We start from the raw sequence: 19,563 nt of genomic DNA on the forward strand, positions 1-19,563 counted from the left end.
ACGCCGGCGGCGGTCCCCATTAACGATCGGTCCAGAGGCCCTCATCAACGATCGGTCCAGGGTATCACGGCAGGGGCCGTGGGCGGCTGCCGTTCATTCCGCTTCCGAGAGCACGCCGTGGGCCTCGAGCACCTTCCCGAGACGGTACATCGAGGCGACCACCGCGTCACAGACCGGCCTGACCGCCGGCTTCGGGACGAACCCGACGGAGAGGCCCGCGACCTCGAGCATCGGGAGGTCGTTCGCGCCGTCGCCGACCGCGACCGTCGACGCCATCGGGACGCCGAGTTCCGCGGCGAGCTCCTCCAACGCGTCGTCCTTGGTGCCCTCGATCAACGGCCCCTCCGCCTCGCCGGTGAGCTTCCCGTTCGCGATCGGCAGCCGGTTGGCGACGATCGTGTCGGCCTCGGCGCCCTCGCGTTCGAGCGCGCGCTCGACCCCGCGCTCGAAGCCCCCGGTGAGCACCGCGACGTGGTGGCCGTCCGCGCGGAGCCGTTTCATCAGTCGCGCCGCCCCCGGCCGGAGCCGAACCGCGTCGAACGCCTGGTTCGCGGCCGTCTCGTCGAGGCCGCCGAGCAGCTCAGCGCGGCTGTAGAGGCTCTCCGCGTAGCTTATCTCGTCGTTCATCGCGCGTTCCGTGATCTCGGCGACCTCGTCGGCGACGCCCGCCCGCTCCGCGAGCAACACCGTCATCTCGGAGTCGGAGAGCGTGCCGTCGAAGTCGAACGCGATCAGGCTCATGCCCGTCGTTGGTCCGGCAAGGGTCTTTAACCGCCTGATCGGCGGTCGAAGCCGAACTCGATCGATGCCGCCCGCTCCGGTGGGCTTTTGCCCGCTCCGGACGTCCTCGCCGACATGAACCGTGCCGAGATCGACGTCGACGACCTCCTGAAGGTCCTTCTCGGGCTCGCGATCGTGTGGCTTCTCCTGGAGATCCTCGGGACCGTGTTGGACCTGACCTTCGCGCTGCTCGACGCCCTGCCGACGCTTATCGTCCTCGTCATCGTCGTGCTGATCGTCTTACGGCTCGCCGATCGGATCTGATCGCGCGTCCGAGCCGTGTTCAGCCTCAACGTCCCGATCCCGCCCGCTGTGGGGCGGCTCGCCGCCGATCTCCAGCCGAAACTCTCGGGGTTCGATCGGGTCCGCGACCGACACACGCTCGTGTGTAAGCGGTTCGGCGTCGCGGACGTGAGCGCCAGCGAGGACGTGGCCTCGGGCACGGTCGGCGACCCGCCATCGCGGCCGATCGCCCTCGACCGGCTCCGCGACCGGCTTCGGCGATCGGTCGCGTCGGTCGATCCCTTCGCGGTCGCGGTCGTCGGGGTCGACGCGTTCGAGACGCCCGCGTCCGGCTCCGGGCCCGTCGTCTACCTCGTCGTCGAGAGCGACGGGCTCGTCCGACTTCACCGCCGGCTGTGCGCGGAGTACGGCGCGATCGAGGGGATCGAGGGCGAGGCGTACGTCCCCCACGTCACGCTTGCGCGCGGCGGGGAGACGGCGGCCGCGAGCCGCCTCGTCGACGCCGGCGTCGAGTTCGAGCCGATCCGCTGGCGGGTCCACGCGTTGGACCTGTACGACCCCGAGTTCCGCGAGGTCGCGGCGACGCTCGAACTGTGAGACGGCGGGGGTGCGACGACCGAGGTCGCTCGGCGACCGAACGGCGCTCCACGACCGGGGTCCGTGGCGACGAGCTTAATCGGGCGAGCCCCCAACGACCGGTGATGTCGGAACCGTCGGGCATGGAGGCGTTCGCCCGTCTCGGAGGCGACGTTCGGGAGGCACTCTCCGAGCGGGGCTTCTCGACGCCGACGGAGCCGCAGCGGAAGGCGATCCCGCCGCTGTCCGCGGGGCGGAACGCCCTCGTGTTGGCCCCCACGGGCACCGGAAAGACCGAGACCGCGATGTTGCCCGTGCTCGACGCGATCCATCGCGCTCGCGACGCCCCCGGCGAGGAGCCGCGCGAGGGGATCTCGGCGCTGTACGTCACCCCGCTCCGCGCGCTCAACCGCGACATGATGGACCGGCTGGAGTGGTGGGGCGACCGGCTGGACGTCGAGGTCGCGGTCCGTCACGGCGACACGACCCGATACGAGCGGTCGAAACAGGCCGACGACCCGCCGGACGTGTTGATCACGACGCCCGAGACCCTCCAGGCGATCCTCACGGGGTCGAGGATGCGGGTCGCCCTGGACGACGTGGAACACGTCGTGATCGACGAGATCCACGAGCTGGCGTCGGCCAAACGCGGCGCCCAGCTCACCGTCGGCCTCGAGCGTCTCCGGCGCGTGGCCGGCCCGTTCCAGCGTATCGGGTTGAGCGCGACCGTCGGGTCGCCCGAGGAGGTCGGGCGGTTCCTCGTCGGGTGCGGCCGTCGGGACCCGGACCGTGAGGGCGACCGCGAGTTCGAGACGGTCGAGGTCGCGGCCGGGACCCGGACCGACGTGCGGGTGCTCGACCCCGAGATCACCGACCGCGACTCGCGGCTGGCCGGCGAGCTCGCGACCGACGAGACGACCGCGAGCCACGTCAGGACGATCCGCGGGATCGTCGCCGACCACGAGTCGACGCTGATCTTCGTCAACACGCGACAGACCGCGGAGGCGCTCGGGTCGCGGTTCAAGACGCTCGCGGCGGACGACCGGGACGGCGACCCCGAGGGCGACCCGGACGAGGGGGCGGCGACGATCGAGGTCCACCACGGCTCGCTCTCGAAGGAGGTCCGCGTCGACGTCGAGGACCGGTTCAAGGCGGGCGAGGTCGACGGGCTCGTCTGTACGTCCTCGATGGAGCTCGGCATCGACGTGGGCCGCGTCGACCACGTGGTCCAGTACGGGAGTCCCCGCGAGGTCGCCCGGCTGCTCCAGCGGGTCGGGCGGGCGGGCCACCGGCGGGACCTGGTCTCCGAGGGGACCGTGGTGACACAGGGGGGCGACGACACCCTGGAGGCGATGGCGATCGCCCGGCGGGCCGGCGAGGGGCTCGTCGAGCCCGCGAGCATCCACCACGGCAGCCTCGACACGGTCGCCAACCAGGTCGTCGGCGTGGTGATGGACGAGAGCGAGGTCCACGCCCGGGCGGTCTACGAGACGATCACGAGCGCGTATCCCTTCAGCGACCTGTCGGAGCCGACGTTTCAGGAGGTCGTTCGCGAACTCGACGGGAACCGCCTGCTGTGGCTCGACGAGGAAACCGACACCCTCGAGAAGTCCGGCGGCACCTGGCAGTACTTCTACGCGAACCTCTCGATGATCCCCGACGAGTCCACCTACGAGGTGTACGACATGTCCTCGAGACGCGGGATCGGGACGCTCGACGAGCGCTTCGTCGTGAACTTCGCCGGGCCGGGCGAGACGTTCGTCCAGCGCGGCGAGATGTGGCGGATAACGGAGGTCGACGAGGAGGAGGAGCGCGTCGAGGTCACGCCGATCGCCGACCCCGCCGGGGAGGTTCCCTCGTGGGTCGGCCGGGAGATCCCCGTGCCGAAGCCGGTCGCCGAGGAGGTCGGACGGATCCGCGGGGAGGTCGCGAGCGCGCTCGAGGCAGGCTCGACGCCGGCGGCGGTCGCGGGCGATCTGGCCGAACGGTACCCGACCGACGAGCGGACGGTTCGCGAGGCGATCGGGACGATCGCGGACCACGTCGACGCGGGCCACCCCGTGCCGACCGACGAGCGGATCGCCATCGAGGGGAGCGCGCGGACCGTCGCGGTCAACGCGACGTTCGGCCACGAGGTCAACGAGACGCTCGCGCGCCTGCTCGCCGCGCTCGTCGGCCAGCGCGCGGGGTCGTCCGTCGGGATGGACGTCGACCCCTACCGTGTCGAGTTCGAGGTGCCGGGCGGGGTCGGTCCCGGGACGTTCCGGGAGGTCCTCGAGACGACCGACCCGGCGGGCCTGGAGGCGTACCTCGAGATCGCCGTGAAGAACTCCGACGCGCTGAAGTTCACGCTCGCGCAGGTCGCGGCGAAGTTCGGGTCGGTCAAACGCTATCGCGAGGGTCGCGGGAAGTTCGGCGGCGACCGCCTGCTCGCGGCCCTGGAGGGAACGCCCGTCTACGACGAGGCGCTCCGGGAGGTGTTCCACGCCGACCTCGCGGTCGCGGAGACGGCCGACGTTCTCGAGGGAGTCCGGTCGGGACGGATCGGCCTCGAGACCGCCCGCGAGCGGACCCCGATCGGCACCGCCGGGCGGTCGGCCGGAACGGAGTTCCTCGTGCCGGAGAACGCCGACGCCGACGTGATCGAGACGATCCGCGAACGGATCCGGAACGACCGGGTACGGCTGTTCTGTCTCCACTGTACGGACTGGGAGCGGACCACGAAGGTCAGGCGGGTCGGGGAACGACCGGAGTGTCCCGAGTGCGGCTCGACGCGGGTCGCGTCGCTGAACCCGTGGGACGAGGAGACCGTCGCGGCCGTCCGCGCGACCGACAAGGACGACGAGGAGGAGCGCCGCACCGAGCGGGCACATCGGGCGGCGAGTCTGGTCCAGACCCACGGGAAGCGCGCGGTGATCGCGATGGCCGCGCGCGGCGTCGGCCCGCACAACGCCGCCAGGATCATCAACAGGCTGCGCGAGGACGAGGACGAGTTCTACCGGGACGTGTTGCGCCAGGAGCGCGAGTACGCGCGAACGCAGTCGTTCTGGGACTGACGAGGACGGGGGAGTCAGCTATCCGACACGTTCGTGACCGGCCGGATCGGTCGCGCGTTTCGGCCGGGATCCCTCCGCAAACGAATCACGATCGACGATCGAACGCGGGCGCGGGATTCGCGATCATAGATCAGTAACGACCATGATGGAAAGAAAATCGGTAGTAATAGGTCATCGAGACGGATATACGCACAGATCATTACCGTCCTCCTTCATGATCCGGTAATGGACGACTGACGGAGTGGATGAACCACATATTTATATACTTCCTTGCGAAACGATGGGTTGATCCATGGTTAGGTCAGAAGCGGACATGAAACGGCGCGACTTCCTGAAAGCGACTACCGCCGGCGGAACGGTCGGCATCACGGCCCTCGCCGGGTGTTCCGGCGGCGGTGGCGGTGGCGGTGGCGGCGACGACGGATCCGGTGACGACGGGTCCAGCGGCGACGGCTCCGGCGACGACGGCGGCTCCGGCGACGACGACGGCTCCAGCGGCGGCGGCAGCAACCTCCCGACGTACACCTACGTCAACAACGCGCAGAGCTACAACCCGCCGCGACACGACGCGATCAACCTCATCGCGAGCCAGTTCGACGAGGAGCTCGGTCTCGACATCGAGGTCGACGTGCTCGAGTGGGGGACGCTCTTCAGTCGGGTCTCCGAGGAGTACGACTACAGCTTCGCGACGTGGCACACGTTCTTCGTGACGGAGCCGGTCACCGAGCTGAACAACCTACTCAACTCCGGCAACACGGACCCGGGCCAGGGGAACTACTCCGGCTACGAGAACGAGGACCTCGACGGGATGATGGCCGACTACTTGGGCGAGCCGGACGACGACACCCGGATCGACCTGGCACACGACATCCAGCGGACGGTCGTGGACGACGTGCCGATGATGCCGATCACCCACATGCCCATGCTCGGCGTCTACAACAACAACCAGGTCGACAACCTGGAGGCGGACCTCGCGAACGGGTTCAACTCCTACTGGACGATGGTCAACCTGGAGATGCAGGGCGGCGAGACCGTCCTGAAGGGGTACTGGCCGGAGACGCTCTCGACGATGAACGTGCTCGGTCACAACGGCGAGAACAAGCACGTCTACCAGTTCAACATGATGTACGACTATCTGGTCCAGCTCGACAACAACGCCGAGGTGGCTACGGACGTCAGCCTCGCGACGGACTTCGAGCGCGTCGACGAGACCACGATGGAGTACACCATCCGGACGGACCACTCGTGGCACGACGGCGAGGACGTCACCGCCGAGGACGTCGCCTTCTCGTACAACTACATCGTCGACAACGAGGTGCCGTACTACTCGCCCCAGACGCGGTTCCTCGAGGGAGCCGAGGTCGTCGACGAGGAGACGGTCCGGATCAACATGTCCGAGACGTACGGGCCCTTCAATCTCGGTATCGCGAGCATCATCCCGATCATCCCCGAGCACAAGTGGGCCGACCGCGACAACCCGAGCCAACAGAACATCGAGGAACCCGTCGGCAGCGGTCCGATGATGTTCGACTACTGGGAGCAGGGCAGCGAGTTCGGCATGACTCGGTTCGACGACCACTTCGCTCCCGTCGACTTCGAGCGCCGGTTCTGGCGCGTCATTCCCGAGGCGTCGACGGTGTGGTCGAACCTCCTCAGCGGCGACCTCAACTACGAGCCGTTCGGTCGGCTCGACCGCCAGCTCAACGAGAACCAGGACGAGGACAACATCAGCGTCAACTCCGAGCTCGCCCCGACGTTCTGGCACTTCACCGCGAACGAGCGAGAGGAGGGACTCGACGATCCCGTGCTCCGGCGGGCGCTGTACGAGTCCATCCCGCGGACGCCGATCGTCGACCAGATCCTGTTCGGCTTCCCGGAGAAGGGCTTCAACATCATGTCGCCCGCGTTCGGTCCGCTCCACACGGAGGACGTGACGGAGTACGAAGAGAGCGTCGAAGCGGCGCGTAGCCGCCTCGAGGAGGCCGGCTACAGCTACACCGACGCCGGCGCGCTCCAGGCACCCGAATAAAACGCGAACGGGTGTATCAGCCACCCTGCGGCGCAATATTTAAAACAACCACAAGGATATTAGTGACTAAGTAACATGGGAAAAGCTAGCTTCGTTGTCAGACGCACGCTCCAACTCGTCGTGACGTTGTGGGCGGTCGGAACGGTGTTGTTCGGGCTGTTCAGGCTCATGCCCGGCGACCCGACGTCGTACGTCGTCTCCTCACAGATGACACAGGAGGCCCGCCAACAGCTCATCGAGAGCTACGGCCTCAACGACGCGTTACACGTCCAGTACATCCGGTTCCTCGAGAACCTCGTCGTGTTGAACTTCGGTCAGTCGTTCCACTCGAACCAACCCGTCACCGACATCATCGCGACGTACATGCCGAACACGCTCGTGTTGATGTTGACGGCGTTCATCGTCGCGTACGCCCTCGGCATCACGCTCGGCGTGTTGTCGGGGTGGTACCGCGGGTCCCGGTTCGAGCGGAGCACGGTCATCACCGCGTTGACCGCCCGGAGCGTGCCGACCTTCTACGTCGGGCTCATCGTTCTGTGGATCTTCGGCGCCGAACTGGGCGTCATCCCGATGAGCGGGATGACCAGTTTGGGGACGGGGGGACAGAGCACGGGATTCCTCGATATGGTCTTTACGCTTGACTTCCTCCGTCACCTCATCGCACCGGCGGCCGTTCTGGGGTTCTACTACATGGGATACCCACTGCTGATCATGCGGACCAGCATGCTCGAGGTCCTCTCCGAGGACTTCATCGACGTCTGCCGCGCCAAGGGGCTCAAGGAGCGGACGATCATGTTCAAACACGCCGCCCGCAACGCGCTCTTGCCGATCATCACGGCGGCCGCGATCGCCCTCGGTTACGCCGTGGGCGGGAGCGTCCTCATCGAGACGGTGTTCGCGTGGCCGGGTATCGGCCGAGAGATGGTCCGTGCAGTCCTTCGGCGGGACTTCCCGGTCGCGCAAGGCACGTTCATCGTGCTCGCGTCCACCATCATCTTCCTGAACTTCGTGGCCGACCTCGCGTACGGCTACCTCGATCCCCGGGTGACTTACGACTAGACCAATGGCCCAAGAAGAACAATCAACTCGGTCGATATACACCGATCTCGACGACAGCACCGACGAGGAGATCAACAAGTGGGAGCGGACGTTCCGTCTCTGGCGGGAGACGCTGAAGGAACACTGGGGTATGCTGACCGACGAGCTGTCGGTCAAGCTCTCGATGCTCACCGTTGCGGGATTCATGCTCATCGCGATCTTCGCGCCGTTCATCGCGACCCACCAGCCGCTCCAGCGCCAGTTCCAGGGCGACGCCGGGATCATACAGGACAAGTGGGCGGAACCCTCACTGCTCGGCGGGGACACCGAGTATCTACTCGGAACGACCGCGGAGGGGTTCGACATCTTCAGCCAGCTCGTGTACGGCACGCGCGCCGCGCTGTTGGTCGGGCTCATCGCCGCGTTCTTCACCGCGGGTATCGGGACGCTCGTCGGGCTCGTCGCGGGCTACTACGGCGGCAAGGTCGACGACGCGCTGATGCGGATCGTCGACTTCCTGTACGGGATGCCGCTCCTGCCGACGGTCATCGTCCTGGTCGCGGTGCTCGGACCCGACCTCTGGAACATCATCCTCGCGCTGATCATTCTCCAGTGGCGCTCGACCGCCCGCGTCATCCGCTCGCAGTCGCTGTCGTTACGCGAGCGACCGTTCGTGAAGGCCGCGGAGGTCGCCGGGGCGGGCGACTGGCACATCATCAGCAGACACCTCGCGCCCAACGTGCTCCCGATGACGTTCCTCTACGGTTCGTTCGGGATCGCGTGGGCCATCCTCGCCGAGGCGGGCATCTCGTTCATCGGACTCGGCGACCCCAACACGGTCTCGTGGGGAACGATGCTGCAGGCCTCCCGGGCCTACTCGGCGCTCTCGTTCGGCGCCTGGTGGTGGTTCGTGCCGCCGGGGATCTGTATCGGCCTGCTCGTCATCAGCGGCTTCCTCATCGGCCGTGGCTACGAAGAGATCACTAACCCCAAGATACAATGAGTCAACTGGAAGTCGAAGACCTCGAAGTCTACTACGAAACGGAAGAAGGGCCGGCACAGGCGGTCGACGGCGTCTCCTTCGAAGTCGAAGAGGGCGAGAACATCGGCATCGTTGGCGAGTCCGGCTGTGGGAAGACCACGCTCGCGAAGGCGATCATCGGGATCCTTCCCGACGCCGGCTACATCAACAACGGGAGCATCAACTTCAAGGGCGACGACCTGACGGAGATGACCAACGCCCAACGGCGTCGCCTCAAGTGGGAGGAGATCTCCATGATCGCCCAGTCGGCGATGAACTCGCTGGACCCGGTGTACACCATCCGGGAGCAGATCGTCGAAGCCATCGAGACGCATCGTCCTGGGACCGGTCGCGTCGAGTCCGGCGAGATCGTGACCCAGATGTTCGAACTCGTCGGACTCGACCCGGAGCGCGCCGACGACTACCCACACCAGTTCTCCGGCGGGATGCGTCAACGGGCCATGATCGCGATGGCGCTCGCGCTCGAGCCGTCGCTGATGCTGGCCGACGAGCCGACCACGGCGCTCGACGTGATCATGCAGGACCAGATCCTCAAGCGGATGAGCTCGATCCAGGAGGAGATCAACTCCTCGATGCTCGTGATCACCCACGACGTGAGCGTCGTGGCCGAGACCTGCGACCGCGTCATCGTGATGTACGCGGGAAAGATCGCGGAGGAAGGTCCCGTCGAAGAGATCTTCAACCAGCCGTATCACCCGTACACGATCGGATTGAAGCGTGCGTTCCCGAACATCAGGAAGAGCAGCCAGGACCTGCTCTCGATCTCGGGATACCCGCCCGAACTCATCGATCCGCCACAGGGGTGCCGGTTCGCCGAGCGATGTCCGATGGCGACCGACAGGTGCCGCGAGGAGGAGCCGGAGGCGCACTACGAGAACGGGCTCCGCTCGTACTGCCACTACGCCGACGAGATCGACACCGAGCTCCGGCCGTACGCCGACGATCCGGGGACGTGGGATCAAGCGGCCGCCGCGACCGACGGAGGTGTCGAGGAATGAGCGGCAACGAGGTCCTCCTCGAGGTCGACGACCTGAAGAAACACTTCAAGGTCAATCAGGGCTGGATCGCCAGCCTGGTGGAGTCCTTCGGCAGGGGGGAACCCGACTACGTCCACGCGGTCGACGGCGTCAGCTTCGAGCTTCGCGAGGGTGAGACCCTCGGGCTCGCCGGCGAGTCCGGCTGCGGGAAGACGACCACCGGGATGTCGCTGGTGAAGCTTCACGACCCGACCGCCGGCGACATCGTCTACGACGACACGCGACTCTCGGAGGCGAGCGACGCGGAGATCAAGCAGTTCCGCCAGAACGCACAGATGATCTTCCAGGACCCCTTCGAGAGCCTGAACCCGCGGATGACGGTGTACGACACCGTCGCCGAGCCGCTTCGGATCCACGACATCCGCAACGAGACGGCGCGGGTCCAGCGCGCGCTGGAGTTCGCGGAGCTGCTTCCCGCCGAACACTACTTCGATCAGTACCCCCACGAGCTGTCCGGCGGGCAGCGACAGCGGGTCGCGATCGCGCGGGCGCTCGTGCTCGACCCCGACTTCATCGTCGCGGACGAGCCGGTGTCGATGCTCGACGTGAGTCTCCGTGCGGGGGTGCTCTCGCTTCTCGACCGGATGACCGACGAGTTCGGCCTCTCGGTGGTCTACATCAGTCACGACCTCTCGCTGCTCCGGCACATGTGTGACCGGCTGGCGATCATGTACATGGGCAAGATCGTCGAGAAGGGACCGACCGACCAGATCATCGAGAACCCGCAACACCCGTACACGCAGGCGCTCATCAACGCCGTTCCCGTTCCCGACCCCGCCGTGGGTCGCGAGCGGGTCGAGCTTCAGGGAGAGGTCGGCGACGTCATCGACATCCCGACCGGGTGTCGGTTCAAGAACCGGTGTTCGGAGTACATCGGCGACGTCTGTGACCAGGTCGTCCCGCCGCTGGAGGCGAAGACGGACTTCGAACAGGACGTCGCCTGTCACCTCTACGACAGCGCGGAGGGGTACGACCCCTATCAGGAGATGACCGGGAGTCCGAGCGCGGCAGAGACGGGCGACGAGCCCGAATCCACGCCCGCGGACGACTGATTTCCGTGTCCCGTCGACGGCTCGTCTCCGTCGATAAGGGCTAGGTTCCCTTCTCGATAGGTGCTTCCAGCAGGAGCCCCGGCGCGGTCACCGCGAACGGGATCTGTGATTTGTGCTTCTCACAGACGCCCGTCACCGTCCCGCGAGCATCGCCGATCCGCGAGACGCTACGGAGCACGTCCGGCGTGTACTCTAGGAACATCCCGTCGACGCGGCCGTTCCGTTCCCCGTCGTCGAGACGGTAGGCCTCGGCGATCGGGAACTCCGCGGACCCGCACTCCGGCCGATCCTCGGTCATGTCGTCGATGTCCTTCGCATATAGGGCGCTCGCCGGAAAGACGCCCGCCCGCTGGACGCGCTCGAACTCGTCGCGGAGCCACGGCTTCTTGAACCGCTCGACGTACACGTCGGCGTCGGCTTCGAGCTCCGCCGCCGTCGCGTCGCTGGCGTCAACGTCCAGGTGCCGGGCGTGGATCCGGGGCGGTTCGGTGAACCCGAGGCTGGGAACGCTGTTTCCGCTCGGATACGTGTCCTCCTCGGCGGCGGTGGTCGTGTTGTGGAGGCGACGCCGGACCCGGCCGTCGGAGACCAGTCGCGTCGGCGCGGTCGGTTTCACCTCGGCGTCGTACGCACGAGCCGCGAAGGACCCGGCGTGAACCGTGTCCTCGATCGAAAGCGTCTCCGGGCCGATCCGGTCGCCGACCTCGTAGGGGCTCATTCCCATGTAGTCGGCGTCGGCCTCGAGGTAGTGAGACACGAAGTGGAAGAGCTGGCCGGCCGCCTGCGGGCTCAACGCGACCGTCGTCTCGCCGGACGGGACGTCGACGGGATCGGCATCGGCGAGCGTGCGCGCGTCCGCCGCAGCGGATTCGATGGCGTCCGGAATCTCCTCGAGGAAGGCCGCTCCCTCGGTCGAGCCCGCGTGACGTCTCACTTTCGCCCCGTCGGCGAGCGTGAGGCTGAACTCCACTCTCGCCCGGTCGAGCGTCGTTTGGATGACGCTTCCGGTGGTGGTTCCGACGGCCTCCTCGATATGGGCGTCGACGTAGTTCGCCCACCGGCGGTCGAGATCGAGGTCGGCGGCGGCCGCGAAGCCCGCCTCGACGGCCGCGACCTTCTCGTCGACGTCGACCGACTCGATCCCCTCCTCGGACCAGCCGCCGTGGGTCGCTCGGTGGGTGGTGTAGGCGTCGAAGCGGCCGGGCTGGTCCTGGGCGAGCACCTCGCCGCTGCGGATCGCGCGGTCGGCGACGTCGGTGAGACTCTCCTCGTCGATCGAGTTGGTGTACCGGTAGTCGGCCGCGCCGTTCGCGAAGACCCGGAGCCAGACGCCGGTCTCGGTGAACTCGGTCGCGCTCCGCGGGCCATCGCCCGTGACGACCGCGTCCGTCTTCTCCTGGTAGACGCCGCCGACCTCCGCGTACGACACCGCGTCGTTCGCCTCCAAGCTGTCGAGCAACCAGTCCATCGCGTCCAACACGTCCTCGCGTTCGTCGGTCATAACGGTGTGATCGCCGCTCTCACACATGAAACCCGTGACTTCCGGAAGGACTGTTCGGCGATCCGTGAACTCGAGGCGTCGTGCGGATCAGCGTTCGTTTCTCCGGCGTTGTTCCTCCGCTTCCGCCTCGTACTGCCTCGCCACTCGTTTCTCTTGGAGCTTCTTTCTGTACTCCCAGTACCCGGCACCGAGGATGAGAGCGGCGAACACGACGCCCTGAAACAGCGCGCCGTCGGACGCGAAGTACGCGAACGCGGCGGCCGCAAAGAGCAGCGAGAGCCCGAGCGTCGCCCTCGCCCATCGCTGTTTCGGGAGGCGAGGGAGATCCATGCCGACGGATCCGTCTCGGAACGTATCAACGTTGGCCTTCGGAAACGACGACCGTTCGTCCCGGTGCGTCTAGCTCGCGTTGCCGTACGTCTCCTCGAGGTATTCGACGATGTCGTCGCTCTCGGGCATCGCGTCGATCCCGTTCGCCTCGTCGACGAGGACGGGCACGCCCGTCTGGCCGCTTACCTCCTCGACCTCGGTCCGCTCTCCGTGCGGGCGCGGGACCATGATCGACTCGTACTCGAGGTCGAGCTCGGCGAGCGTCTCCTTGACCTTCGCACAGTACGGGCAACCCTCCAGTTCGTAGAGTTTCAGGTCCGTCATCGCCCGAGGATAGGGGCTCGGCAGGTAAAGAACCTCCGCGGTCGGTGGAGGGACGCGCACGGGCGGATCGTGGCCGCCGTCGACCGCGGCGGTCGGGGACTACGCGCCGCTCGATGGAGGCGCTACAGGATCACGTCGCGAGTCTGGAGCACGTAGTAGACGACGAGCAGCGCCGCGATGGCGTACTGGCCGAGGTCGACGTCGTCGTACTCGCCGGTCGCGACCTTGATCAGCGGGTACGCGACGATCCCGGCCGCCAGGCCGTCGGCGATCGAGTAGGCGAACGGCATCACGGTGACGGTGAGTCCGGCGGACACCGCCCACGCCGGGTCGGACCAATCGACCTCGGTGACCCCCTGGAGCATCATCACGCCGACGACGATGACGGCGATGAAGGAGGCGTACGCGGGGATGGCCGCGACGACGGGTACCGCGAGAAGCGAGAGGAGGAAGCCGGCGGCGACGACGAGCGCGGTGAGACCGGTGCGACCGCCCTCCTCGACCCCGGCCGACGACTCGATGTACGTCGTCACCGTGGAGGTGCCGAGCATCGCGCCGACGGTGGTGCCGACCGCGTCGGCCATCAGCGGCTCGTCCATCTCCGGGAGGTCGCCGTCCTCGTCGAGGAAGTCGCCGAACTGCGAGACGCCGATGAGCGTCCCGGCGGTGTCGAAGAAGTCGACGAAGAAGAACGTGAAGACGACGAGCGTGAAGGTGAGCGGTTCGATGTCGGCGAGCCCCTCGAGGAACGCGCCCGCGAGCGGGGTGATGTCGTACTGGGCGGCCGGCAGCGACTCGGGCGTGACGACGCCGCGCTCGAAGACCCCGCCGAGCGTGAGCAGCCAGCCGGAGAGCGCGGTGGTCAGGATGCCGAGGATGACCGCGCCCGTGATCCCGCGGGCCCACAGCGCGAAGGTCAACCCCAGCCCGAGGATCCCGAGGATCGACCACGGGTTTCCGAACACCGCGCCGAGCGTGACGAGCGTCGCGTCGTCGGGAACGACGAGCCGGAGCTCCTGAAGCCCGATGAACAGGAGGAACAGTCCGATACCCGCGCCGACCGAACGCTTGACGGGCTCGGGGAACAGCCGGATCACGTACTTGCGTGCGCCGACCGCGGTCAACGCGATGAACAACAGCCCCTCGACGAAGACGGCGGCGAGCGCCGTCTGCCACGGGATGCCCAGACCGATCACCACGGTGAACGCGAAGAACGCGTTGAGTCCCATTCCGGGCGCGAGCCCGAACGGCCGGTTGGCGTAGACGGCCATCACCAGCGTCCCGGCCGCGGACGCGAGGATCGTCGCGATGGCGATCATCTGGACCACCTCGATGAACTCGTATCCCGGGATCTGGATCGCCTCCGCGAGGATGAACGGGTTCACCACGATGATGTACGACATGGCGAGGAACGTCGTGATCCCCGCAACCAACTCGGTCCGGAAGTCCGATCCGTGCCCCTCGACGTCGAACCGTGCCGTCAACGTGTCTACGATCCCCATTGGTTACTCGTGGATACTCCCGGTGTCAGACATAAGTATTACTACCTGAAATAAGCAGATATACACAAATGTGCATATAGATCTCGTCGAGCTGTCGTTTCATCGTCAAAAACTGGTCGAACGTGCGAACGGCGTGGTCCGCGACGACGCGATCGGCCCGGTTCCTACTCGAAGGTCGTCAGCGCGCCGACGGGGGCGTCGGTGATCTCGCGGGCCCGGCGCATGCCCTCGTCGCCGACGGCGATGAGCGTGAACACGCCGCCGACGTCGGCGTCGGCCTGTAACGCGATGTCTAAGAGGAGCTCCTGGGTCTCGCCCGATCGGATCAGGTCGTCGACAACGAGGACGGTGTCGCCCGCCTCGATGGCGCGTTTCGGCAGGTAATAGGTGAGTTCGATGCCGGAGGCGAGCCGCTGGCGCGACTCGATGAACTCCTCGACCGCGGTCTCCTTCGACTTCTTGGCGTACGCCAGCCGGGCGTCGAAGAAGGAGGCCATCGCCGCACCGAGAGTGATCCCGTCGGTCGCGGCGGTGAGCACCACGTCGGGCGAGGCGAACTCGAACGTCTCGGCCGCGACTGGCGCGACCAGGTCGAGGAAGGACTGATCGAAGACGACGCCGCTGTTGTCCACGTATCCCTCGTCGTCGAAGGCGACGCGGGCGACCAGTTCGTCGGCGAGCGCGTCGCGGCCGACCTCGGAGACGACCTCGCGCGCCCGGTCGGCGCCGGGGAGCACGTGGCCGTTCACGTACCGGTTCAGATCGCCCGCCGGCAGCCCCGTGAGCGTCGACAGCTCCTCGTACGTCCGCGTCTCCTTCAACGTCCGCAACACGGCGACCGCCTGTAACTGGAGGGCCGCCTTCTCTGCGCGGTTCATGTTAATGATCGTGATCGCACAAGTATGAATACATCGAAGTTCCGTCGCGTGAGTGTATCCACGAACGACGAACTCCGAGGCGGCTATCGCTCGCGGACGACGACGAACTCCGCGAGGTCACGGAGGTACTCGATCGCCTCCGTTTCGGGCGGGTTCGCGTCCTCGAGCGCGGCGAGCGCGAGCTCGGACTGCTCTCGCGCGCGTTCGTCGACCTCAGCCGGCGAGAGCGAGGTCACCTGGACGACCGACGGCCGGTCCATCTCGGCGTCCTGGCCCGTGGGCTTGCCGAGGTCGTCGGCGTCGGCGGTGGCGTCGAGCACGTCGTCGCGCATCTGGAAGGCGACGCCGACGCGCTCTGCGTACTCGCCGAACGACTCGATCGCGGCCGGCTCCGCGCCGCCCGCGACCGCGCCGAGCTCCGCGGCCGCGCGGAACAGCGCGCCGGTCTTCCGGCGAGCGAGCTCCATGTACTCGGCCTCCGTGGTCGGGCGGGCGGCGAGCTCCGTCGCCTCCCCCTCGCCGAGTTCGACCATCGCCTCGGCGACGGTCCGCATCGCCCGCTCGTCGGCCGAGAAGAGCGCGAACGCCTCCCCGAGGAGCCCGTCGCTCGTGATCATCGCCGGACCGTAGCCGAACTCGGCCCACGCGGAGGGGGTCCCGCGACGGACGTCCGAGCGGTCGATGATGTCGTCGATCACGAGCGAGGCGTTGTGGACGAACTCGATGCCGGCCGCGAAGTCGACGGCGTCGTCCGGGTCGCCGTCGAACGCCTCGCAGGCGAGGATCGTCACCGCCGGGCGCACGCGCTTGCCGCCCGCGAGCACGACGTGCGCGAGCTCGTCGGACAGCTCCTCGGGCTCGACGCGGTCGATGACCCCCTCGATCCGCTCCTCGACCAGCGCGACCCGGCGCTCCAGGTACTCCATCTACTGAGGGGAGGGGACGGCCGCGCAAAGGCCTAACGGAACGGCGGCCGGGGGAGCGGAAGGGGGACGAACGTCAACGCGCGTCCGACGTTCGGTACGACTACTGGAACCGGATCCCGAGGTCGTGAAGCCGCTCGTTGTTGTTCGCGACGTTGATCAAAAGCGGGGTGAGCCCCTCGATCTCGGGGGCGTTCGCGATCCCGCCGGCGTCGAGCGCGCGGAGCCCCTCGATCCCCTCGGCGACGTCCGTCACGATCCCCTTCGCGTCCTCGTCGTCGCCGATCACGAGCGTGTCGATCCCGAGGTCGGCGTCGAGGTTCGCGAGGCGCGCGGCCGCGAGGTTGTGGAACGCGCCGACGACCGCGACGCCCTCGGGTGCCGCGTCCGCCACGATCCGGGTGACTGACCCCGCGCCGGGCTTGTGGTAGTGGAAGCCGTCGTCGTCGCGTTTCATCCCGGTGGCCGGCGAGACGAGGACGTCCCCCTCCTCGAGCGCGTCCGCGACCTCCTCGACCGTGTCGCCGACGTGGTACGGCGGGACCGCGAGCACGATCACGTTCGCCCGCTCGGCGGCCGCGACGTTCTCGAACCCGCGTACCTCGCGGTCGAGCCCGCGGCTGTCGAGTTCCGTGGTGTACTCTCCGGCTTTCGTCTCGGCCTTCTCGGCGTCTCGCGACCCGATCAGGACCTCGTGGGACGTGTCGGCGGCGAGGCGGAGCGCGAGCCCCTCCCCGATGTCGCCGGTGCCGCCGAGTATCGCGATGTCCATGGGATCCGTCGGCGCGTTACGACCTTAGGAGTTGCGTGACCGGCCGTCCTCGCCACCGGCGGGATCGCCCACGCGACCGCCGACCGACGACGTTCGGTGCGCCTATACGCCGCCCGCCCCATCCGGTCGCCATGGACGAGCAGGACCGCGTTTCGGCGTTCGTCGACGAACACGGGCTGGAGGCCGACCTCGCGTACCGCGTGCTCGACCTCGAGAGCGAGGTCGGCGAGGTCGCAAAGGAGGTGACGACTTCGACCGGCTACGGGTCGAACCCCGAGGACGCGGCGATCGCAGCCGACGAGATCGGCGACTGTCTGTTCGCGCTGCTGGCGGTCGCCGAGGCCGCCGACGTCGACGCCGGCGACGCGCTCGACGTGGCACTCGAGAAGTACGAGGCGCGGATCGACGAGACCGGCGGGGCCGGCTCGGGGGAGTAGGGCGACGACCGGGAACGCGCTCCGCGTTCGCCCCTCCGCTCACGCCCGTATCTCGATCAGCAGGTCCGCCTCCGGCGACTCGCCCATGATCGACCGAACCCGCTCCCACGAGAGGTCCGCACGGGCGGTGACGGTCCCGGCCGCGATCGCACCGCAGGCGTTGGCGACGAGGAGCGGGACCTGATACTCGCGCGGGTCGTGGCCGAACCCGCCGTCCGCCATCTCGGGCTCCCTGAGCGCTGCGCCGAGGAATCCCGCCGCGAACGCGTCGCCCGCGCCGGCCGTGTCGACCGCGTCGACGTCGAACCCGGGATGCGAGACGTCGCCGTTCGGGGTGTGAACCGTCGCGCCGTCGCCGCCGTGTTTGATCGCCACGACGCGGTCGTCGGGCGCGCGTGGGTCGATGTCGGTCGCGTCGGCCAGCGCGTCCGCCTCGCGGTCGTTCACGAAGATCAGGTCCGACGCGTGAAGCGCCGCGTCGTATCCACGATCGGTCACCCGCCGGCCGGGATCGAAGCTCCGCGTCGGCCCGAGTTCCGCGGCGGTCGTCGCCAGCGCGGCCGCGGTCTCGGGCTGTTGGCCCGTCAGGTGGAGGTGATCGGCGGCGGCGAGCGTCTCGCGGTCGAGGTCGCCGGCCGAGAACGCCTCGTTCGCGCCGTCGTTGGCGAGCATCAACAGCTCGCCGTCCCCGTCGACGATCACGTACGTGACCGAGGTGGGCTCGTCGGCGGCGACGAGCACGTGGCCGGGGTCGACGCCCGCGCTCGCGAGCTCACGCAGGGCGAGCGCGCCGGACTCGTCGCCGCCGACGCTCCCGAAGACGACCGACTGCCCGCCGAGTCCCACGACGCCGACCGCCACGTTGGCGGCGCTGCCGCCGCCCGACTGTTCGAGACGCTCGATCCGCGTCTCCCCGTCGCGCTCCGGCAGCTCGTCAACGTGGATCGTCACGTCCCAGTTGATGTGGCCCGCCGAGATCACCGCCGGCGGCCCGCGTCCGTTCTCGGGTTCGAGGTCCGGGTCGTTCGTGGGCTCGACCTCCCGCTCTTCGGATCCCTCGCCGCTCATGGCTCGGCCCACGGCTCCGCGGCCCCCTCGCCGAACAGCTCGCGCATCAGCGTCACGATGCTCTCGGGCGGGAACTGCCCGTGTTCGGTCACGATCGCGTCCATGTACCGCGGCGGCGTCACGTCGAACGCGGGGTTCTCGACCGCGATCTCGCCGATCCCCGCACGGGTCTCCGGGTCGATCACCTCCGCCTCGTCGCGCATCTCGATCTCCACGGTGTGGCCCGTCAGCGTCTCCGGATGGAGCTTGATCGTCTGTGCGGCGGTCATGATCGGGACGCCGCGTTCGCGCGCGTTGACGGCGAGTCCCGAGGTGCCGATCTTGTTGATGACGCCGCCGTCGGCGGCGATCGAGTCGGCCCCGACGAGGACGTGGTCCGCCTCGTTCAGGTAGCGTCGCGCCGCGGAGTCGACGATGAGCGTGACCGGAACGCCCATCCCCCGGAGCTGTTCGGCGGTGATGTGTCCCTGGTTCCGCGGACGAGTCTCCTTGACTATCGCCTCGATCTCCTTGCCCCCTTCGACGGCCGCCTCGATGCACGCGAGCGCGTCCGTCGAGTGACAGTGGGTCATCACCGTGTCGCCGTCGGCGAGGCGGTTCGCGCCCACGCGGCCGAGGTCCTCCTGGGCGCGGTCGAGCTGTGCGACGAACTCCGCGACTGCGTCAGTCACGCTCTCTCGGAGGGCATCGACGTTCCGGCCGTCCATCCGCCGGAGGACGTACCGGAGCGCGTTCGGCAGCGAGACGGCCGTCGGGCGGGTCTCGCGAAGCCGTCTGGCGGCCGCACGCATCGACGCGCGGAACGCCGCGGGCGAGTCGGCCTCGGCCTCGCGCGCCTGCGTGCCGAGCGCCTCCGCGGCACCGGCCGCGATCGTCGCCGCGCCGCGGATCTCCATCGACGCGATCGCCTCCGCGGTCTCCTCGACGTCGGGGGCGAGTCGGTGGTCGGTCATGTCGATACCGTTTCCCGCGGGA

19 protein-coding genes are annotated in these 19,563 nt (G+C 67.9%); 9 read left to right on the plus strand and 10 right to left on the minus strand.

Annotation, left to right across the window (positions count from 1 at the left end):
* Positions 1-93: 93 nt before the first annotated feature.
* On the minus strand, positions 94-741 hold the full coding sequence (gene serB / locus EAO78_RS01385; RefSeq protein WP_122104064.1) for a phosphoserine phosphatase SerB: 648 nt from the start codon (positions 739-741) through the stop codon (positions 94-96).
* Positions 742-855: 114 nt separating this feature from the next.
* Here serB and EAO78_RS01390 point away from each other — a divergent pair, with 114 nt between their 5' ends.
* The 8 genes from EAO78_RS01390 (at position 856) to EAO78_RS01425 (ending at position 10,853) form a co-directional block, all read left to right on the plus strand.
* Entirely contained in the window at positions 856-1,044 is a 189-nt protein-coding gene (locus EAO78_RS01390) for a DUF7554 family protein (protein ID WP_122104065.1), read from the plus strand.
* A gap of 15 nt (positions 1,045-1,059) precedes the next feature.
* Entirely contained in the window at positions 1,060-1,620 is a 561-nt protein-coding gene (locus EAO78_RS01395; protein WP_122104066.1) for a 2'-5' RNA ligase family protein, read from the plus strand.
* A 104-nt stretch (positions 1,621-1,724) separates the two neighbouring features.
* Positions 1,725-4,655, plus strand: a complete 2,931-nt coding sequence (locus tag EAO78_RS01400; RefSeq protein WP_203227804.1) for a DEAD/DEAH box helicase — start codon at positions 1,725-1,727, stop codon at positions 4,653-4,655.
* Between the two features lie 292 nt (positions 4,656-4,947).
* A complete protein-coding gene (locus tag EAO78_RS01405; protein ID WP_238987595.1) occupies positions 4,948-6,684 on the plus strand; it encodes an ABC transporter substrate-binding protein in 1,737 nt (578 codons plus the stop codon).
* A 75-nt stretch (positions 6,685-6,759) separates the two neighbouring features.
* Positions 6,760-7,743 (plus strand): ABC transporter permease, encoded by a 984-nt coding sequence (locus EAO78_RS01410; RefSeq protein ID WP_122104067.1) that lies wholly within the window; start codon positions 6,760-6,762, stop codon positions 7,741-7,743.
* Positions 7,744-7,747: 4 nt separating this feature from the next.
* Positions 7,748-8,725, plus strand: coding sequence for an ABC transporter permease (locus tag EAO78_RS01415; protein ID WP_122104068.1), 978 nt, complete (start codon positions 7,748-7,750; stop codon positions 8,723-8,725).
* On the plus strand, positions 8,722-9,762 hold the full coding sequence (locus EAO78_RS01420; RefSeq protein WP_122104069.1) for an ABC transporter ATP-binding protein: 1,041 nt from the start codon (positions 8,722-8,724) through the stop codon (positions 9,760-9,762). Before EAO78_RS01415 ends, EAO78_RS01420 begins: the two co-directional genes overlap by 4 nt.
* Positions 9,759-10,853, plus strand: a complete 1,095-nt coding sequence (locus EAO78_RS01425) for an ABC transporter ATP-binding protein (RefSeq protein WP_122104070.1) — start codon at positions 9,759-9,761, stop codon at positions 10,851-10,853. Before EAO78_RS01420 ends, EAO78_RS01425 begins: the two co-directional genes overlap by 4 nt.
* A gap of 40 nt (positions 10,854-10,893) precedes the next feature.
* On the opposite strand, the gene EAO78_RS01430 is transcribed toward EAO78_RS01425, so the two are convergent.
* From EAO78_RS01430 to npdG, 7 genes are all read right to left on the minus strand, one after another.
* Positions 10,894-12,354: a TldD/PmbA family protein gene (locus EAO78_RS01430; RefSeq protein WP_122104208.1), complete on the minus strand. Its 1,461-nt coding sequence runs from the start codon at positions 12,352-12,354 to the stop codon at positions 10,894-10,896.
* 87 nt (positions 12,355-12,441) lie between these two features.
* Positions 12,442-12,684 carry a hypothetical protein gene (locus EAO78_RS01435; RefSeq protein WP_122104071.1) on the minus strand — a complete coding sequence of 81 codons (243 nt, stop codon included), beginning with the start codon at positions 12,682-12,684 and terminating at the stop codon, positions 12,442-12,444.
* A 69-nt stretch (positions 12,685-12,753) separates the two neighbouring features.
* Complete coding sequence (locus EAO78_RS01440; protein ID WP_122104072.1) at positions 12,754-13,008, minus strand: glutathione S-transferase N-terminal domain-containing protein; 255 nt, start codon at positions 13,006-13,008, stop codon at positions 12,754-12,756.
* A 122-nt stretch (positions 13,009-13,130) separates the two neighbouring features.
* Positions 13,131-14,510, minus strand: a complete 1,380-nt coding sequence (locus EAO78_RS01445; protein ID WP_122104073.1) for an NCS2 family permease — start codon at positions 14,508-14,510, stop codon at positions 13,131-13,133.
* A 164-nt stretch (positions 14,511-14,674) separates the two neighbouring features.
* Positions 14,675-15,388, minus strand: coding sequence for a phosphoribosyltransferase family protein (locus tag EAO78_RS01450; protein WP_122104074.1), 714 nt, complete (start codon positions 15,386-15,388; stop codon positions 14,675-14,677).
* 83 nt (positions 15,389-15,471) lie between these two features.
* Entirely contained in the window at positions 15,472-16,314 is an 843-nt protein-coding gene (locus EAO78_RS01455) for a polyprenyl synthetase family protein (protein WP_122104075.1), read from the minus strand.
* Positions 16,315-16,414: 100 nt separating this feature from the next.
* Positions 16,415-17,083, minus strand: coding sequence for an NADPH-dependent F420 reductase (gene npdG / locus EAO78_RS01460; RefSeq protein ID WP_122104076.1), 669 nt, complete (start codon positions 17,081-17,083; stop codon positions 16,415-16,417).
* 131 nt (positions 17,084-17,214) lie between these two features.
* Between npdG and EAO78_RS01465 the strand changes: the two genes are divergently transcribed.
* Positions 17,215-17,520: a MazG-like family protein gene (locus EAO78_RS01465; protein ID WP_122104077.1), complete on the plus strand. Its 306-nt coding sequence runs from the start codon at positions 17,215-17,217 to the stop codon at positions 17,518-17,520.
* 39 nt (positions 17,521-17,559) lie between these two features.
* Here EAO78_RS01465 and EAO78_RS01470 read toward each other — a convergent pair whose 3' ends face one another.
* Together EAO78_RS01470 and EAO78_RS01475 are read right to left on the minus strand one after the other, a co-directional pair.
* Positions 17,560-18,588, minus strand: a complete 1,029-nt coding sequence (locus tag EAO78_RS01470; RefSeq protein ID WP_122104078.1) for a carbohydrate kinase family protein — start codon at positions 18,586-18,588, stop codon at positions 17,560-17,562.
* The gene (locus EAO78_RS01475; protein WP_122104079.1) at positions 18,585-19,541 is read right to left on the minus strand and encodes a ribose 1,5-bisphosphate isomerase; all 957 of its coding nucleotides are present in this window, start codon (positions 19,539-19,541) and stop codon (positions 18,585-18,587) included. The genes EAO78_RS01470 and EAO78_RS01475 overlap by 4 nt, the downstream gene beginning before the upstream one ends.
* Positions 19,542-19,563: the final 22 nt, after the last annotated feature.

Origin of the sequence: Halobellus captivus (genome assembly GCF_003697845.1) — an archaeon.
GTDB classification, from domain to species: domain Archaea; phylum Halobacteriota; class Halobacteria; order Halobacteriales; family Haloferacaceae; genus Halorubrum; species Halorubrum glutamatedens.

Bases quoted from the DNA above. Each gene is read 5' to 3' on its own strand.
- serB (WP_122104064.1), bottom strand. From the start codon at position 741: ATGAGCCTGATCGCGTTCGACTTCGACGGCACGCTCTCCGACTCCGAG.
- EAO78_RS01390 (WP_122104065.1), top strand. From the start codon at position 856: ATGAACCGTGCCGAGATCGACGTCGACGACCTCCTGAAGGTCCTTCTC.
- EAO78_RS01400 (WP_203227804.1), top strand. From the start codon at position 1,725: ATGTCGGAACCGTCGGGCATGGAGGCGTTCGCCCGTCTCGGAGGCGAC.
- EAO78_RS01405 (WP_238987595.1), top strand. From the start codon at position 4,948: ATGGTTAGGTCAGAAGCGGACATGAAACGGCGCGACTTCCTGAAAGCG.
- EAO78_RS01410 (WP_122104067.1), top strand. From the start codon at position 6,760: ATGGGAAAAGCTAGCTTCGTTGTCAGACGCACGCTCCAACTCGTCGTG.
- EAO78_RS01415 (WP_122104068.1), top strand. From the start codon at position 7,748: ATGGCCCAAGAAGAACAATCAACTCGGTCGATATACACCGATCTCGAC.
- EAO78_RS01420 (WP_122104069.1), top strand. From the start codon at position 8,722: ATGAGTCAACTGGAAGTCGAAGACCTCGAAGTCTACTACGAAACGGAA.
- EAO78_RS01425 (WP_122104070.1), top strand. From the start codon at position 9,759: ATGAGCGGCAACGAGGTCCTCCTCGAGGTCGACGACCTGAAGAAACAC.
- EAO78_RS01430 (WP_122104208.1), bottom strand. From the start codon at position 12,354: ATGACCGACGAACGCGAGGACGTGTTGGACGCGATGGACTGGTTGCTC.
- EAO78_RS01435 (WP_122104071.1), bottom strand. From the start codon at position 12,684: ATGGATCTCCCTCGCCTCCCGAAACAGCGATGGGCGAGGGCGACGCTC.
- EAO78_RS01440 (WP_122104072.1), bottom strand. From the start codon at position 13,008: ATGACGGACCTGAAACTCTACGAACTGGAGGGTTGCCCGTACTGTGCG.
- EAO78_RS01445 (WP_122104073.1), bottom strand. From the start codon at position 14,510: ATGGGGATCGTAGACACGTTGACGGCACGGTTCGACGTCGAGGGGCAC.
- EAO78_RS01450 (WP_122104074.1), bottom strand. From the start codon at position 15,388: ATGAACCGCGCAGAGAAGGCGGCCCTCCAGTTACAGGCGGTCGCCGTG.
- EAO78_RS01455 (WP_122104075.1), bottom strand. From the start codon at position 16,314: ATGGAGTACCTGGAGCGCCGGGTCGCGCTGGTCGAGGAGCGGATCGAG.
- npdG (WP_122104076.1), bottom strand. From the start codon at position 17,083: ATGGACATCGCGATACTCGGCGGCACCGGCGACATCGGGGAGGGGCTC.
- EAO78_RS01465 (WP_122104077.1), top strand. From the start codon at position 17,215: ATGGACGAGCAGGACCGCGTTTCGGCGTTCGTCGACGAACACGGGCTG.
- EAO78_RS01470 (WP_122104078.1), bottom strand. From the start codon at position 18,588: ATGAGCGGCGAGGGATCCGAAGAGCGGGAGGTCGAGCCCACGAACGAC.
- EAO78_RS01475 (WP_122104079.1), bottom strand. From the start codon at position 19,541: ATGACCGACCACCGACTCGCCCCCGACGTCGAGGAGACCGCGGAGGCG.